The following is a 15,060-nucleotide window of genomic DNA, read 5'->3' as shown; positions in this document are numbered from 1 at the left end:
AAAACTTGAAAAAGTGGGCCAAACTCCGCTCTTTACAGAAAATTGGTCTCCACCTCACTTCTCATATTATAGAAGATTCCATTTAACAATTCAAAAAAAGTGAAAACCCCGGTGAGAATTCACCAGGGTTTTCTTGACTAAGTTGTTTTTCAACAACGTGAGGAGAAAGACACTAAGTCTTTCTCCTTTTTATTATGATTGGCTTCTCTGCTGCGAGCATGCCAGCAGCCGTTGATACTTATAAATTAATTGGTCTAATTCCTTGCTGTGCTTCAATGTATCAAAGTGCCCAAGCCCTTTATGTATGCCGGTTTGGATCATTAATGTTCTCTTGGTATTAATCTCAGCAGTCAATTCATGAAGGAGTGTGCATTTTTTCATTTTTCCTGCTCCTCAAACATTTATTCACTATCAACTACAACATTACACATTATGCCAACTTTAGAGGGCGATTGAAAGATGTTCGACAAAACTTCTTCTAATCTTACATAAGGGGTTAAAAAACGACCTGTAATAGGATAGCTGCTCCACAGAGTCGCACGCATTTCGTTGTAACTATACCTGGAAGCAGGCTCGCTTTTTTGTGTTAACAAAACTGGAAATAAATGCACGCTTTTGGAATGGAAGGTATATATGAACTCATCAGAATTTTGACTTGCATTTCTTGCTGCTTTGCGGGACTCTCATGAGAGGTTTCTGTTTTTATTATTGGTATAGGGGAAAAGACATTTTTCGTATGGTTCATTGTCGTATGGAAACTGGAAAATATTAGTAAATATTTTGTAGTTTCAGGACCGACCGTGACAAATGCCGAGGCCGATTAACAGCCGATTTAATAGAATGTATTAACACATAAGAAAGGAGGAAGAAAGATGAGTGTATGGTATTTTGACGATAACGGAAGAGGGCACCGCGGTAGAGACAACGGCTGTGGGTGCGGCGGACGTGACCGTGACAGAGACCGTGATAGAGATAGAGACCGTGATCGGGATCATGACGGAAGAGGACGCGGCGACAGAGACCATGGCTGTGGATGCGGCGGACGTGACCGTGACAGAGACCGTGATAGAGATAGAGACCATGATCGGGACCGTGACGGAAGAGGACGCCACGGCTGCGGATGTGGCGGACGCGACCGTGACAGAGACCGTGATAGAGATAGAGACCGTGATCGGGATCATGACGGAAGAGGACGCGGCGACAGAGACCACGGCTGCGGATGCGGCGGACGCGATCGCGACAGAGATCGCGACAGAGACCGCGACAGAGATCGCGACAAAGACCGTGACAAAGACCGTGACAGAGACCGTGACAGAGATCATGGTAGAGACCGCGATCATGACCGTGATGGAAGAGGCCGTCGTGGCAGACATGACGATAGAGATGATTTCCATTTCCGGAAACGCTGTTTCTGGTGGTAATCCAAAAAACGCACTGGCTAGTCTGGTGCGTTTTTTTATGTGAGGCTTACTTTTGAGGGAAGAGGGTAAGTAACTAAGAAAAGCGGAATACATAACTAGTGTAAAAGGCCTTCATTTACTGCCTGCCCATGTAGGTATCTTCTTCTTTTTGTCGAACGATATAAATGAATATGGATAATCAAAAGGAGAGAGGACATGAATTTCAAAGAGCAATTCGTAGAAACACTAAAAGAGAACTATTCCGCTAAGGTGAGAGAGAAGCGCGATACAGCAGAAGCAAAGAAACATGCAGCTAAATTAATCCATGGTTTCTTTGAGCACCTGCATCATGAATTAAAGGATGTGGCCTCGGTTTCTTCTGCTTTAAAGTTTTATGACAGCCCGAATTTTGAAATCCAATATAAGGGTAATTGCTATATCCGTTTTCCATTCGGTGATAAAAATTGCTTGCCTGAGCGGTTAAAGGATTCCTTTCAGGTCGAAGTGGCGAGGTTTGGCCTGTTAAAAAGGGATACACTGAAGATTGAGGGGAACCGCTATAAGAGTAAGATGTTTGATATGGACTTAAGTGAGGACTTATTAGATGTATATTTGAAATATGTATTTGAAGAAGCTATAAGTGAGAAAGAATAAGAAGCATCCGATTAGGGTGCTTTTTTCATGAATAAACTCAAGCAGGCAGTTCTCATTTAGAAAGGGAGGTACTATGAAAGAAGTGAACGTACAGGTGACTCATACGGATTGGCTCGAGGAAAGAACAATTCTTCTATCTTTAACCGGCAGCCACGCTTATGGAACGAATACGGATACCTCTGACAAAGATTACAAGGGGGTCTGCATTCCCCCTATTAATTATTATCTTGGTCTGAAAGCGTTCAAAGGCTATGACACAAGCGGAGGAAAGAACTTTAAAAACACAAAAGATGACATAGACATAACTATTTTCCATATTAATAAGTTTGTGCAGTCTGCCATGCAGGGTGTCCCTAATAATATTGAGCTTTTGTTTGCAAGGCCGCAAGACTATGTAAAAGTTACCCGGCTGGGGCAAAAGCTGATCGATCGCCGCCATTTATTTCTCTCTAAACGGATTGAAAAGAAGTTTGGCGGGTATGCCAGTTCACAAATTCAAAAGTTAAAAAGCAGGCAGCGGAGCGGCGCGGGGCAGGAAGAGCTAATAGAGAAATTCGGTTACGACACGAAGTTTTTCATGCACAGTATCCGTCTGCTTACGAGTGCTATTGAAATTTTGAGAACAGGAGACTTTAGCACATTTCGTCCTAACCGGGATTTATTATTAAAATGCCGAACCGGAGCTTTCTCCTTTGAGGAAGCGCTTGAAATGATAGAGACGTATGACCATGACCTAAAGCGAGCCGCGGAGGAAACGCAGCTTCCTGATGCACCTGATGAGAAAAAAGTCGACCGGCTATTGGTAGAGATCAATAAAGAAGGCTTGTTTGGCAGTATGTAATTCAACAAAAAAGAGCCGGGCTTCTCCCGGCTCTGTCGAGTATTTCAGACTGGCTATTGAGGGGCTAACAAATGAACTGCTATACATAGTCTTTCCCTTACGTGAAAAATATACATTAAAATAAAATATATTAAATGGGTTTTCCTAGTCTGTTTCGTAAGGTAGTGATGCATTTTTTTAGCTCTGAGAGCGTTCCCGCTTTTTATTGAATAAGACGGCTAACGTGGAAAAAATAAATCCAGTACCCAGTCCAAGAAATACGCCTGCCGCTACATTGTTAAAAATTAAACCTAATCCCATTCCGATAAATAAGCCGCCAGGGATCAGTAAGTTGGTTTTTTTATCCAATGTATCTCGCCCTCCTTCAAGTAGTCAAAGCTGCGAAATCGTCTTCTGCATTTTTATAAACACACAAGGCTGCACTATACAGATGTGTTTTTCATTTTAATTAAGCTTAGTAACGCCTATGTTCCATTTGTATGTAAAGCGCGAATAAGTATGTGGAATACTGTATGTGAGATAAGGAATACCAGCCTATACTAGCTGTCAGGACTGGTGCGGACGAAAGACGGGCGACAAACAAAGAGTAGGGAGGTGAAAACAAAAACCCTGTAAGCACGTGATGTGTTACAGGGTTCTTGCAAGAATAAAATGATGAGGTTAAGAGGCCATCCTGCGGCATACTTCAGCGCACTTTTGGCAATGGCCATGCTTATGTTTGCTGCACTCATTTCCGCAAGCTTCACAAATGTCTGCGCACAGCTGGCAGATTCGCGCGGCAAAGGGTCTGCTTGATTGCATCGCTTTATGCGCATGTACCTGCACATTCTCTATCTGTCCGAATGCAGTCGGCCATCATCTTTACATTTTCTTCTTTTAAGCATGCATCATAGCAAACATTACGAGCTTCCATACATGCAAGACAAGCTTTCACACATTCCTCATAGATTGGGTTGACGTTCATCTACGCAGCCTTCTTTGGTATTCCTCGTTTAGAGCTTACCCGTCTCGACATTCTTTTAATGCTTTTACAGGAATTCCTGGCAATTGCATAAGAAGCATTTTTTATCAGGGGCTTGCTATCCTCTATTTTTTTTCTGGTAAAGTAATGATAAAACAACTAATAGAAAGGGGTGAGCAATTGGAGAGTAACTCTATGACTTGGATGCCGGCCAACCCGGTGCTAGCCTTTGTCATCAGTATCATTTTGAATATCTTAATAGCCGTGTCCGGTGTGCTCCCTAGTGCATTTATTACAGCGGCCAATGTCGCCTTCTTTGGATTTGAGATAGGGCTTTTAGTATCTATTGCCGGGGAAGCAGCAGGGGCGGTAGTCAGTTTCGTTTTGTACCGGAAAGGACTTCAGAAGCTGCGTGTAAAGCTGAAGCATCGATTGTTGATGAAGCTCCAACAGACGAAAGGAGCGGAAGCGATAGGTTTGGTGCTTTTATTAAGAGTGCTTCCATTTGTTCCGTCGGGTTTTGTGACGTTAGCTGCCGCCTACAGCCAAATGGGACTCCTCTCCTTTAGTCTGGCAAGTACACTAGGGAAAGTCCCTTCATTAACCATTGAAGCTTATTCTGTCCAGCAGGTACTAAAGCTAACGGTTGAATGGCAGATAATCCTTGTCCTTTTTATTATGGTCGTCTATGTGGTGTATCGGACCTGGAAGCGATCCGAATAGAGGCCGTCTTTACATAGCTAGCAAAACTCTTCATATTCCTTTCCACATTGGGAAAAAATAAAGGGGATCAGAAGAGAACAGAGTGCTGACTGTTAAGTTAATCAAGTTCAGCTCTCCGTTATTAGATAGCGCTTGTACCGTTTTTCGCCTTTTTCTTTCAGAATATCTATAGTCTGAAATCTAGGTAAGGAGCCAATGATCCCTATGAATTTACATGATTTAATGAACGGATTCGCAAATAAAACCATATTACACTCTCTTCCTTGCACGTTTGTGAGAGGGATAACTGATACATCCAAGAATGTTCAGCCTGGCTTCCTGTTCGTAGCTATTAAAGGGTACAAGGCGGATGGCCACTCCTACATACCTGATGCGATTGAAAAAGGGGCCATCGCCATCGTAGGCGAGGATGACATTCCGTCTCTTTCTGTCCCGTATATAAGAGTGAACAACAGCAGGCAAATACTAGGTAGGCTGGCAAAGAGGTTTTATAAGCATCCATCCAGCCGAAAGACCATCATCGGCATTACAGGAACAAATGGAAAAACAACAATTAGCTATCTCTTAAAGCATATTTTTGAACAAAATGGCCTTTCGTGTGCCCTTATGGGAACCATCAAGAATGTGATTAATCAAAAAGAGTTATCATCCTTTAATACAACCCCTAATGTGCTAGTTGTCAATGAGCTTCTCGTCCAAAGCCAGGATGATGTCGTAATTATGGAAATCTCTTCTCATGGATTAGCACAGTATCGGCTAGAAGGCATTCAATTTGATTGTTGTGTGTTTACGAACCTTTCCCGGGATCATTTAGATTACCATGGCTCGATGGATCAGTACTTCCAAGCGAAGGCAGAGCTGTTTAATAAGATGAAAGATCACGGCACAGCGGTTATTAATATAGGCGATAGCTGGGGAGAGAAGCTTTCAGCCGGGTTAAGAAAGCGCGGCAGCCGTGTATGTTCTGTAGGAGCTGCTCCTTACGCAGATATCAGGCTGGAAGAGCTTCTTCCCCAGCGCGCTAAGGTAAAAGTGGTCGATCAGCAGCGAAAACAAACGAACATCCAATTTACGATGGCTGGCACACATAACTTATATAATGCTGTATTGACATTTGCGGCTGCGCGGCAGCTGAAGCTCACAAACGAACAAATTCTGCCGGCCATTCAGAAATTTAGTGGCGTATCCGGCCGGTTTGAGCGATTAGCATGCAAGCAAGGCGTGACGGTTATCGTGGACTATGCCCATACAGCCGATGGAATTTTTCATTGCCTGCGTACGGCTAAACAATGCGGGGCTAAAAGGATTATTCATGTGTTTGGCTTCAGAGGTAATAGGGACGAGGGCAAGAGAGAGGAAATGATCCGTGTGTCAGCTGAATGGAGCGATAAGTACATACTAACTTTGGATGACTTAAACTCCGTTCCTCATAATGAGATGGTTGAGTCGTTGGTGCTTTTGAATGAACGGGCTGGTCGCAGACACGGCATGGTTATCCCTGATCGCACAGAGGCCATCCGGTATGCGCTTGATCAGAGCAGCGAGGGAGACTGGATCATTGTTACAGGAAAAGGGCATGAGAAGTATCAGCAAAGCTATTCGCTGCCAACGGTGTGCGATAAAGATACCATCATGTATTTAAAAGACTGGAAAGGGCGCCGTCAGTTTTGACGGCTTTTTGCTTATACGGTATCACTTCTGAAAAAATAATAGCGGGGACGGAGAAAAGATAAGCACTCACTCACAGAGCTAGATAGTTTGTATACGGCAGAGAGATACAATGTAAAGAAAGAGAATGGTTGTTACGGGGGAAGGAAGAACGGAAAATAATGAACGGCTATATAGACCTTTCTTTCACAGTCATTGTACTTTAAAGCGTGTAAAAGAACATGCGGGGAGAAGGGAGGCAATCAGCCATTCTGCAAAATGGCTGATGTCGGTTAATTGCATTTGGGTTATCTGCTCCATAATCTTTCAAGGTCTAGAGGTACGTATACTTCGCTTCCGTGAATTTGCTTATGTACGAGCGGTCGCAAAAAAGAATCTTGCTTATTCTCTGTTTCCTTATGGCGTGCGACTGAATGGATCCCTGCCAGCTTTTTCACATATTCCTTTTGTAAATTCATATACTTATATCTCCTTATAAGATACGTGTAAGAAAATAGATTCCTTACATAGTGTTACGTTGCCCTGTTTACGTGAAAACATACACAAGAGCTGACGAGTCTCTAGTGCTATTTTGTTTAATCTTTGAAAAATAGTGACATAGTAAAGAGATGGTTTTTATATTAAAGGAGGTATTTGATGACGGACTTACAAGGAAAAGTAGCGATCGTTACCGGTGGGGCTTCAGGAATTGGGCTGGCTTACGGTGCAGTCTTTCGCAGATAAGGGGGCAAAAGTAGTTATTGGCGATTTCAATGAAGAAGGCGGCAAGCAGGTAGAACAGGAATTGAAGAATCAGGGAAAAGACGTACAGTTTATCAAGGTAGATGCAGGGGATGAAGATTCAGTTGCGAGCATGGTGAAGGAAACAGCAGAACATTATGGTCAAGTGGATATTATCGTCAATAACGCAGGTATCGGTATCCTTGGTGAGACGCATGAGATGTCCTATGAGGACTACCAAAAAGTCATTAAGGTGAACCAGGATGGCGTCTTCTTCGGAATGAAGCATGCGATCCGTGAGATGCTCAAAACAGGCGGAGGAGTGATCGTCAATACAGCTTCCATATTAGGAAGTGTAGGAGAAGCAGGTGCCCTTCCTTATAACGCATCAAAAGGAGCAGTGAACTTAATGATTAATAACGAAGTCAGCAGCACTGCAATATGCTGACCGCAATATCCGTGTGAACGCTGTAGCTCCTGGCTACGTGGAATCAGGAATGGTGAACAAGGAAGAGCTGGGAGACTTCTACGACGGCCTGGTAGCCAAACATCCGATCGGCCGTTTAGGAAAGCTGGAAGAGATTGCCCATGCAATTGTCTTTTTAGTAGAGAACGACTTCATGACAGGAACGACGAACGACCGTATTAGTGGATGGCGGCTACACAGCTCAATAATAAGATCCTTACGGCAGGTAATGAAAGGGAGGCCGCCGGCTGTTAGAAATACAGCTGGCGGCCTCTTTTCATATAAAGTCAGTGAATAGTAGAGGATAGTAGAATAAAAGCATAATTCATGGGGAATATATAGGCAAAAGGAGGGATGACAATGAAAAAGGAAAAACGCAGAGATGAACCCGTATGGGCAGAGGGAATAGATACGGAGGATGAGTTAATGACAGATGCGACTCCCCAGGAAATTGCTCAAGGAGAGTATACAGAGGTCGTTACTGTATCGTTAGATGAAAATGACCCAAGCTGACTGTTCGCGGAGATAACTTGGATCAGTGCGTTTTTTTAGTTGAGGTCCTATGAGCTGTGTGGCTTGTCAATCGTCTTGATCACTGAGAAATAGAGCTTTACTTAGCAATTTGATATCGCTATGTATTTGTTCTTTAATCAAAGGGTTGTCACATTTGTAATAGTCATCAACTAATCGTTTGAGCTCATGACAAATGAGTTCTATTGGAACCAAAAGTGTTCCTCCTTACAAAATAATTTCACTTATAATTATGTAACATTTATGTAACAAAATAAAGGGATTTTACAAAATAACTTTTATAAAGAGCATGAACAAAAAACAGCCAGGAAAATTTCCTGGCTTTGACAAAGGTTATTTAGGCTAGGTATTGAGGGACTAGCAATGACTTACTTTATCATGATTTCCTTTTTTATGATAAATATACAATGCCTGCAAATAAATATATAAGAAAAAATAAAACAGAGAAGCCAAGGTGTTTGAACAGGCTTCTCTGTTTATTTATTTTAAGCAAGGCCAAGGATCAAGCGCGCTGCTCAATCAATGGTTATTTAGAGCCTTTAACTGGTTGAGTGCTTGTGCTAAACAGCGGGACCATATCTGTCAGCTGTCCGCCTCGTCCTGTCATGAGGCTGTAAGTGGCAGCGCCGATGCCGACAGAAGCGACAAGAGGCAAGAACTGAATATTGTTTTTATTTTTCATCGTTACACCACCTCATTTTGAATATTGTGCGCTATCTCTTATAATTTCTGCGGTTTTTCTTTTTTTACACTGACAATTTCAGGGGAGAGCACTTCCGTCTTTTTCCTTAAGAAATGGTTATTGGAATAAGTAATAGTCACTCACCGTGTCCATAATATCAGTGTGCTGCAAGGAAGATTGCACACGGTCGCCATCGGGAGGTGGTACGTTTGATCATGATACTCTTGATCACAGGTCTTGTAATTGCAACGATTGCGTACTTTGCTTTTACTAACAGAGCGGTACAGCCGGATAGGGCAGCAGGTGACTTCGCCGTGGAAGACACGGTAATTCCAGTGAGGGAGGAATGGACGTTGCCTAAAAAAACAACAGAAGAAGTAACAGAGGCAGTAGCAGAAAGGGCAGCCGAAAAGAAATTTGAGGAAGAAATTGGTGAAGAACTGGCGCCGCTGAGAAGCCAATTAGATTCTATGGCTTCCGCTTTAAACCAGCTGCAAAGCTCGGGACAGCAGCTTGGCTCTATTGATCAAGCACCTGCTATGCAAAATCAGCAGGCTTCACAGCTGCTTCAGCAAATGCAGCAATTCAGAAAGCAAGCGCAAAGTCAGCAGCAGCAAACTTTTCAGCAGCTTCAGCAAACCGTCCAGCAAGCTGCTCAAATGCTTGGAAGTGTGGGCCAGACACTTCAATCTTTTAATGTGTTAAATCAAATGACACAGCAAATTGACCAGTCTCAACAGCAGCTGCAGCAGTTGAGCTCCCAACAAAGCCAGCAAAACCAACAGTCTCAGCAAAGCCAGCAAAGTCAACAAAGTCAACAAAACCAGCAATAGCTGTTACTCATTAAAAGCCCGTTCAAGTTTGAGCGGGCTTTTTAAACTAATGAGAACTTCAGGAACTGTATTATTGGCGGTTTGGAAAGACGCGCTGGACTGTTTCATGGAACTCTTCCAGCAAGCCGGCGGGCTGTCCGCTTTGCAGACGAGACCGAAAGTCGTTCAAGCGGTTAACGAAATCAGGATTGCTGGAAACGTACACATTTTGCAGTCCCTGGTCTGCATCCCTCACTTTATCCGCAATTCTATTTTCTGTATTTTTCCGCCCCTCGCCTTTCGGCTTGCCTTCTAATACAACTGCGACATAGGCGTTCTGATCTGTAACGATTACGGTGGCTTCGCGTACGTCGTCTAGCTGCTCAACCCGGCTCTCTGCTTCATCCGCTATATGCAATCGGGATTGGTTGTGTCCTTGGCTTTTATTGTCATAATACGTAATGTTCCGGACGGACATGTTCTCTGTGATATCTGTGTCTTCAGGCCTGTTTTCCATCCCTTGCTCATTGGCGCCGCAAGCTGCAAGAAGCAGGACGGATAAGAAACCGGCTGTTGTTTTTTTCATCTTCTTCAATAGAAACCCTCCTAAATACTTTTGTATTTAAGATGGCTTCTTAAATGTTTCTTATGCAAATGGGGCAACCTATTTCTGACTAAGCAATGGGAGGAAAAGCATGGGGTTAGACATGAAAGAATTTCTCATCCTGGCAGGGCGAATGATTACAATTCTGCCATTAATGCTGGCGGCGACATTATTCATGGGGAGAAGATCAATCGGAGAGCTTCCTGTCTTTGATTTCCTGATTTTGTTGGCCCTTGGCGCTGTAGTAGGAGCAGACATAGCCGATCCGAACATTGAACATATACATACAGCTGTGGCAATTATCCTTATTGGCCTTCTTCAGAAGCTGGTAGCAGTTGTCAAGCTTAAGTCAAGAAAAATAGGAAAGCTTCTTACATTCGAGCCTGTCATCGTCATTAAGGACGGAGTCATTATCCATAAGCACTTGGAGGACATTCAATATTCCATTGACAACTTAATGCTTATGTTAAGAGAGAAGGACGTTTTTAACATCGATCATGTAGAACTGGCTATCATTGAGGGGAACGGTAAGCTTACTGTTATGAAAAAGCCTTCAAAGGAGCCGGTGACCGCAGGGGATCTGCATATTCAAAAAGCAGGTGCGGATATTTCTTATCCCGTTGTCGTGGATGGGAAATTATACGAGGAGGTGCTGGATTTCCTGCAGGCGGATCCTGTTTGGTTTGTAGAAAAGCTGCAAAGCGCCGGGGTCAAGAACATAGAAGAAGTCTTTTTTGCAGCGATAGACAAAGAAAGGAAGATCACCCTATCACTAAAGGAGAAACCGTCAAAAGACCTGCCGCCTGTCATACATTAAGCATCAGGGGAGAATAGGGGTTCATCGGGTCATCCTTGATGGAATAATAAAAAAGTCATCCGGCATGGGATGACTGTACTAGAATAATCATATTGAACTTTCAAAGTGTTTACTTCACCCCAATAAATAGTTGTAAGACATTACTTAGATTTTCTAGCAAGTGGCTTTGTGTTCATGTTTTGATGGCTAGCTGTACGCTGTTGTTCCGCATCTTTTTTGAAGGCTTCCATAGCTTTCGTAAAAAGTAGAGTCATGTCCTTTTCCTCCTTCATACATAATGTGCTTATAAGTACTCTTTCCGTTTTGAGTACTTGTAAAACTCCTTTTTTATGAATAAATATAAGGAGCTTCTACGGGCATTTTACCACCGCCAAATAGGAAAAGGGAAGAGAAAGATAGAAAGATTTTGATGACAAATTTCGCCACGACGAAGAGACTGTAAAAGAGGCTGATGCCATGCGCTTAAAGAGCTTGGCAACACTGTAAATCATAAATGGATATCAGAGGAAGAAGGTAATAATCTACCGGTTAGCTTCTTCTTTTTTATTTAGCGTAAAGTGTCCATTTGGCGTTAGTAAGTATACATGATTTTGTGTACTTATAATTATCTTGTTTAGACAGCTGGCTGTCCGCTTGCCCAGCAATCAAAAGAGGGTGTTGATTAGTGATAGTATGTTAAAAATGGCTTTAGGGGCTAAAAATCCTTTGATAAAGCAGCAGTGAATTCTTCAATGATATAAGAAAAAGCCCGGGAAGGCCGAGCTTTTTGGCATTATTGAGTTTGAAAGAAGACGCGGGCATCGAGCGTTTCATACTTCAGTGTCACTTCATCTCCGATTTCAATTAAGTCCGCAAAATATCCTTCTTCTTCCATTCCTTTAAACAGCTCCGCATCCAGTTCGTTAGGAACGGCAGCGGATGCTTCTTGATTGTAAATGTCACCATCTTCAGAAACAAATTTAAAGTTCATCGCCGATAACCAGTACGGAAACTCCTCTGTTTCGGCCTCTGCTAGCTTGCCCTTCACTTTCACAAGTACCCATTCAAAGCCTTCAGGGGCGGGCTTATTAGATTTATTCACTTGCTGCAGCTGCTCGTAAGCTTCCTGTCCGCGAGTCACCTCTGTCACAGTCAGCTTTAGTTTCGCTTTAAATCCTTTTAAGCCGTCATCGCTATAGATGACTTCATCTAAGGTAACGGTTTCATTTAGTTTGACAGGATAAGAAGCGGCATCTTTTTTATTTTCTTCCTCTGCTGCCCCCTCTTGGATAGCTGGAGCCTGTTCATTAGCAGAGTTCGTTCCTGCATCGCTTCCGCACGCCGCTATGACCGTGCTGAAGGATAAAAATAAGGCAGGGAGCAATATGTGCTTTTTCACCTGGAAAACTCCTTTTTAACAGATTACTTGCAGGTCAGAAACCCAATGAAAATTATAATATATGGAAATATAATTTGTACAATACGAACGAAAGCCCGAGTTCCTTAGTAATGGGCTGGTCTTTTTCTATGAATAAGGTAAATCGTTTTCTCCTCTGCTGTTACCCATTTTAATACCATCCATCCTTCTTGCATCATTTGTTTAACGTTCCTTTATTATCCAATAGTAGCACAGCAAAGCGAGAAGAAAAACCTATCTATCATACAACTGAGAATGGATTCATACATATAGGCAGATAAAATATTCTCGCTCAGGGAGGGAGTTATGATATTCCCACACTCTTCTTTTGTTAAGTCTTATTTAACAACACGCAGTCTTCAGCCTGAGAACCAGGAATCACCTATTGAACATATACGGACAGATCTCGTTCATCCCTCATTGTTTTACAGGCGAAACCATTTTACTTACCCATCCTTTACGTCTGCTTACTATTGGCTGCCTATTCGCGGGCTAGTGGAGAAGCCCGTTTGCTATTCTGTGCAGGATTTGCTGCGGCTGCCGTCAAGAACCATTAAGGCGGTCCTGGAATGCGCAGGGAATAAACGCAGTCTATTCGAGCCAAAGGTATTTGGCGAGCAATGGGAAAAGGGAGCGATCACCCAAGGGGAATGGAAGGGGGTATCGCTTCGTACACTTCTTAGGGCAGCAGGGCTGAAGGACGCAGCAAAAGAAGTGGTCGTAGAAGGGTACGATTACGGAGAGCGGACGGACACAGATACTGTCCATACGTATGCGAGAAGTCTGCCTCTTGATCAAGCGATGCACCCGGATACGATCGTTGCTTATGAATACAATAGCCAGCCTATTCCTTTCAAGCATGGATATCCTCTTCGGCTGATCGTTCCACAATGGTATGCAATGTCTTCTGTCAAATGGATTAAACAAATTTATGTCATTGATTCTGCCTTTGAGGGGCCGTTTCAGTCGGTAGATTATGTATACTATCCATACCAGGAGAGTGACGAAGGAGCTTTTCCAGTGACTACGATGAATGTTAATTCAATCATCCAAAAGCCATCGAATATGGAAGTGCTCAATACCGGCAAGCATACGATCGAAGGGATTGCTTGGAGTGGCGAGGGACTGATAAAAAAGGTGGAGATTAGCATTGATGGCGGGAGTACGTGGTCAGACGCGAAGGTTATTCCTGCAGAGAACTATGCCTGGGTGAAGTGGGCGTTTGACTGGACCGTGCCAGTAAAAGGAGAATACACATTAATGGCGAAGGCTACCGATTCAGGCCACCGCATGCAGCCGTCAACTCCTTTCTGGAACCGCAAAGGATACGGGTACAACGCAATGGAGAAAGTGAAGGTAAAGGTGGAGTAACTGTACAAGAACTCTTAGTATAAAGAATAAAAAGCAAGGGTAGCCTAATGCCTTACCCCTTTCTTCTTTCAGTCTTTTATGAATCCATCTATTAAATATACTATTTAGTGAAAAGTTATCGATTTTGCGTATAGGTTATTGAATTTCAAGAAAATTTTGATAATATAAGTATAAGGACACCTATACTTAGCTAGTTGTATAGCGATATATCCGAAACTAGATGTAATGAATAAAGGGGATGACTTAATTGTCACTAAAGGACATAAACAGCTTTCATGCGTTAGATGATTTTATGTTTGAGAATGAGGTAGACATCCGCTGCAAGGAGAGCGGGCTTTCTGCCATATTTGTAGAACCAACAGAAGAAGGGGAAAATCTATCAGTTGTGTTAAGTGACGGGTCTCAATTGGAGATGCCGCCAGGTCGTTTGGATGATTTTCTGGAGATTGTGCCTTTAATAAAACAGGCGAAACATGCATAAGACCCATTCTTTAAAGCAAGGTGGTATATCTGCGTTGCTTTATTTTCTTGTATTATCTGCCTGTTCGTTGTTAATGGCATGCAAATAAGGAATAGGTAAAAAGGCTGGGGACCTCTGTGCATAGGGGTCCTCAGCCTTTTATGTAGAAAACAAACGGGCCGTTTAGCTTTCACTGATGCCAAAGCCAAACGCAACGAGAAGAATAGTAACGACAATAGCGATGATATTAAGAATTAATAAGGTCCATCGTGCAAATCCTACCGGAGCTCGCCGTCCAAAAAAGATGCCAAGGGCTGCGAAAAGTAGCATCGCTGCGATCACCAATATGTTTAGCACTCCGTACGAAGCGCCGGTCACTAACGTATAAAGCAATACAATGTAAATTAATAATGAAGCAATAGAAAGAGCACTATCTTTATTCATATTTCCCTCCTGAAACAATTACTGATAAGCAACAATTTGTATTTGCTCGGTCATTTTCATTTATCCTTAATGCGGGAAGTTGAAACATTTAATTGCTATTCTGCAAAACCATTATGGGAGTCTAGAGATTTTTTGTAACAGGAGGAGGCGGTAAGAGATATGAACAAAGGCTCGGTTTAGACGAAATTAACGAGCAAGGGAACGCAAGGGACCATCACGACGGTTATTCAATTTAAAGGTGAAGCTAACATTAGATGTTAACATAATATTGTTTCAGTCATCTAAAATTTGTGTAAGCCAGAGCAGATAACGAGACAAGTATGAACACGCTTTTTATTTTCTTCTTTCGCAATGGAAAGTGAAAAAATTTTAAGTGGGCCAAAAAGAAGGTTTAGATCCCACTGTAGAAACAAAACAGAGGGAAGGCAGCTGCCATGTCTAAGTGGAAACCAGTTAGAGGGAAGTGTTTGTTAGACTAACAAGAAAAGACAAGAGAATTCAATCCCTTGT

The 15,060-nt window shown here is 42.7% G+C and carries 17 protein-coding genes and 2 pseudogenes; 11 read left to right on the top strand and 8 right to left on the bottom strand.

What is annotated here, in order from left to right:
- Positions 1-192 precede the first annotated feature (192 nt).
- On the bottom strand, positions 193-381 hold the full coding sequence (locus QY97_RS14275) for an aspartyl-phosphate phosphatase Spo0E family protein (protein ID WP_039238886.1): 189 nt from the start codon (positions 379-381) through the stop codon (positions 193-195).
- Positions 382-872: 491 nt separating this feature from the next.
- On the opposite strand from QY97_RS14275, the gene QY97_RS20505 reads away from it, so the two are divergent.
- The 3 genes from QY97_RS20505 to QY97_RS14260 all read left to right on the top strand — a co-directional run bounded on the left by QY97_RS20505 (position 873) and on the right by QY97_RS14260 (position 2,895).
- A complete protein-coding gene (locus tag QY97_RS20505) occupies positions 873-1,421 on the top strand; it encodes a hypothetical protein (protein ID WP_157761906.1) in 549 nt (182 codons plus the stop codon).
- A 195-nt stretch (positions 1,422-1,616) separates the two neighbouring features.
- Positions 1,617-2,054, top strand: coding sequence for a hypothetical protein (locus QY97_RS14265; RefSeq protein WP_039238884.1), 438 nt, complete (start codon positions 1,617-1,619; stop codon positions 2,052-2,054).
- Between the two features lie 73 nt (positions 2,055-2,127).
- Entirely contained in the window at positions 2,128-2,895 is a 768-nt protein-coding gene (locus QY97_RS14260; RefSeq protein WP_039238883.1) for a nucleotidyltransferase domain-containing protein, read from the top strand.
- Between the two features lie 177 nt (positions 2,896-3,072).
- Here QY97_RS14260 and QY97_RS20500 read toward each other — a convergent pair whose 3' ends face one another.
- On the bottom strand, positions 3,073-3,243 hold the full coding sequence (locus QY97_RS20500) for a hypothetical protein (protein WP_156994642.1): 171 nt from the start codon (positions 3,241-3,243) through the stop codon (positions 3,073-3,075).
- Positions 3,244-3,555: 312 nt separating this feature from the next.
- Positions 3,556-3,859 (bottom strand): annotated as a pseudogene (locus tag QY97_RS14255) (four-helix bundle copper-binding protein).
- 192 nt (positions 3,860-4,051) lie between these two features.
- On the opposite strand from QY97_RS14255, the gene QY97_RS14250 reads away from it, so the two are divergent.
- Both QY97_RS14250 and QY97_RS14245 read left to right on the top strand, forming a co-directional pair.
- The gene (locus QY97_RS14250) at positions 4,052-4,579 is read left to right on the top strand and encodes a TVP38/TMEM64 family protein (protein WP_052725908.1); all 528 of its coding nucleotides are present in this window, start codon (positions 4,052-4,054) and stop codon (positions 4,577-4,579) included.
- A gap of 204 nt (positions 4,580-4,783) precedes the next feature.
- Positions 4,784-6,250: a UDP-N-acetylmuramoyl-L-alanyl-D-glutamate--2,6-diaminopimelate ligase gene (locus tag QY97_RS14245; protein WP_039238879.1), complete on the top strand. Its 1,467-nt coding sequence runs from the start codon at positions 4,784-4,786 to the stop codon at positions 6,248-6,250.
- A 284-nt stretch (positions 6,251-6,534) separates the two neighbouring features.
- Here the strand turns inward: QY97_RS14245 and QY97_RS20715 are convergent, their stop codons facing one another.
- Positions 6,535-6,705, bottom strand: coding sequence for a hypothetical protein (locus QY97_RS20715; protein WP_166701699.1), 171 nt, complete (start codon positions 6,703-6,705; stop codon positions 6,535-6,537).
- A gap of 178 nt (positions 6,706-6,883) precedes the next feature.
- On the opposite strand from QY97_RS20715, the pseudogene QY97_RS14240 reads away from it, so the two are divergent.
- Positions 6,884-7,642: pseudogene (locus QY97_RS14240) on the top strand (SDR family NAD(P)-dependent oxidoreductase).
- A gap of 151 nt (positions 7,643-7,793) precedes the next feature.
- Positions 7,794-7,946: a hypothetical protein gene (locus QY97_RS20710; protein WP_166701700.1), complete on the top strand. Its 153-nt coding sequence runs from the start codon at positions 7,794-7,796 to the stop codon at positions 7,944-7,946.
- Between the two features lie 544 nt (positions 7,947-8,490).
- On the opposite strand, the gene QY97_RS20705 is transcribed toward QY97_RS20710, so the two are convergent.
- Positions 8,491-8,646, bottom strand: a complete 156-nt coding sequence (locus QY97_RS20705; RefSeq protein WP_166701701.1) for a hypothetical protein — start codon at positions 8,644-8,646, stop codon at positions 8,491-8,493.
- A gap of 209 nt (positions 8,647-8,855) precedes the next feature.
- Here QY97_RS20705 and QY97_RS14235 point away from each other — a divergent pair, with 209 nt between their 5' ends.
- Positions 8,856-9,479 carry a hypothetical protein gene (locus tag QY97_RS14235; RefSeq protein ID WP_232506315.1) on the top strand — a complete coding sequence of 208 codons (624 nt, stop codon included), beginning with the start codon at positions 8,856-8,858 and terminating at the stop codon, positions 9,477-9,479.
- A gap of 70 nt (positions 9,480-9,549) precedes the next feature.
- Here QY97_RS14235 and QY97_RS14230 read toward each other — a convergent pair whose 3' ends face one another.
- The gene (locus QY97_RS14230) at positions 9,550-10,044 is read right to left on the bottom strand and encodes a YhcN/YlaJ family sporulation lipoprotein (RefSeq protein WP_039238890.1); all 495 of its coding nucleotides are present in this window, start codon (positions 10,042-10,044) and stop codon (positions 9,550-9,552) included.
- A gap of 109 nt (positions 10,045-10,153) precedes the next feature.
- On the opposite strand from QY97_RS14230, the gene QY97_RS14225 reads away from it, so the two are divergent.
- A complete protein-coding gene (locus QY97_RS14225; protein ID WP_039238877.1) occupies positions 10,154-10,879 on the top strand; it encodes a DUF421 domain-containing protein in 726 nt (241 codons plus the stop codon).
- Between the two features lie 772 nt (positions 10,880-11,651).
- On the opposite strand, the gene QY97_RS14220 is transcribed toward QY97_RS14225, so the two are convergent.
- Complete coding sequence (locus QY97_RS14220; protein ID WP_039238876.1) at positions 11,652-12,257, bottom strand: hypothetical protein; 606 nt, start codon at positions 12,255-12,257, stop codon at positions 11,652-11,654.
- A gap of 324 nt (positions 12,258-12,581) precedes the next feature.
- Between QY97_RS14220 and QY97_RS14215 the strand changes: the two genes are divergently transcribed.
- Positions 12,582-13,646 (top strand): sulfite oxidase, encoded by a 1,065-nt coding sequence (locus QY97_RS14215; protein ID WP_039238875.1) that lies wholly within the window; start codon positions 12,582-12,584, stop codon positions 13,644-13,646.
- A gap of 247 nt (positions 13,647-13,893) precedes the next feature.
- A complete protein-coding gene (locus QY97_RS14210) occupies positions 13,894-14,127 on the top strand; it encodes a hypothetical protein (RefSeq protein WP_039238872.1) in 234 nt (77 codons plus the stop codon).
- A 162-nt stretch (positions 14,128-14,289) separates the two neighbouring features.
- Here the strand turns inward: QY97_RS14210 and QY97_RS14205 are convergent, their stop codons facing one another.
- On the bottom strand, positions 14,290-14,550 hold the full coding sequence (locus tag QY97_RS14205) for a hypothetical protein (RefSeq protein ID WP_039238870.1): 261 nt from the start codon (positions 14,548-14,550) through the stop codon (positions 14,290-14,292).
- Between the last annotated feature and the right edge of the window lie 510 nt (positions 14,551-15,060).

The organism is Bacillus thermotolerans (genome assembly GCF_000812025.2).
Taxonomy (GTDB): domain Bacteria; phylum Bacillota; class Bacilli; order Bacillales; family Domibacillaceae; genus Quasibacillus; species Quasibacillus thermotolerans.
Note: the sequence above shows the minus strand (reverse complement) of the source record. Positions and strands in the feature narration are given on the sequence as shown.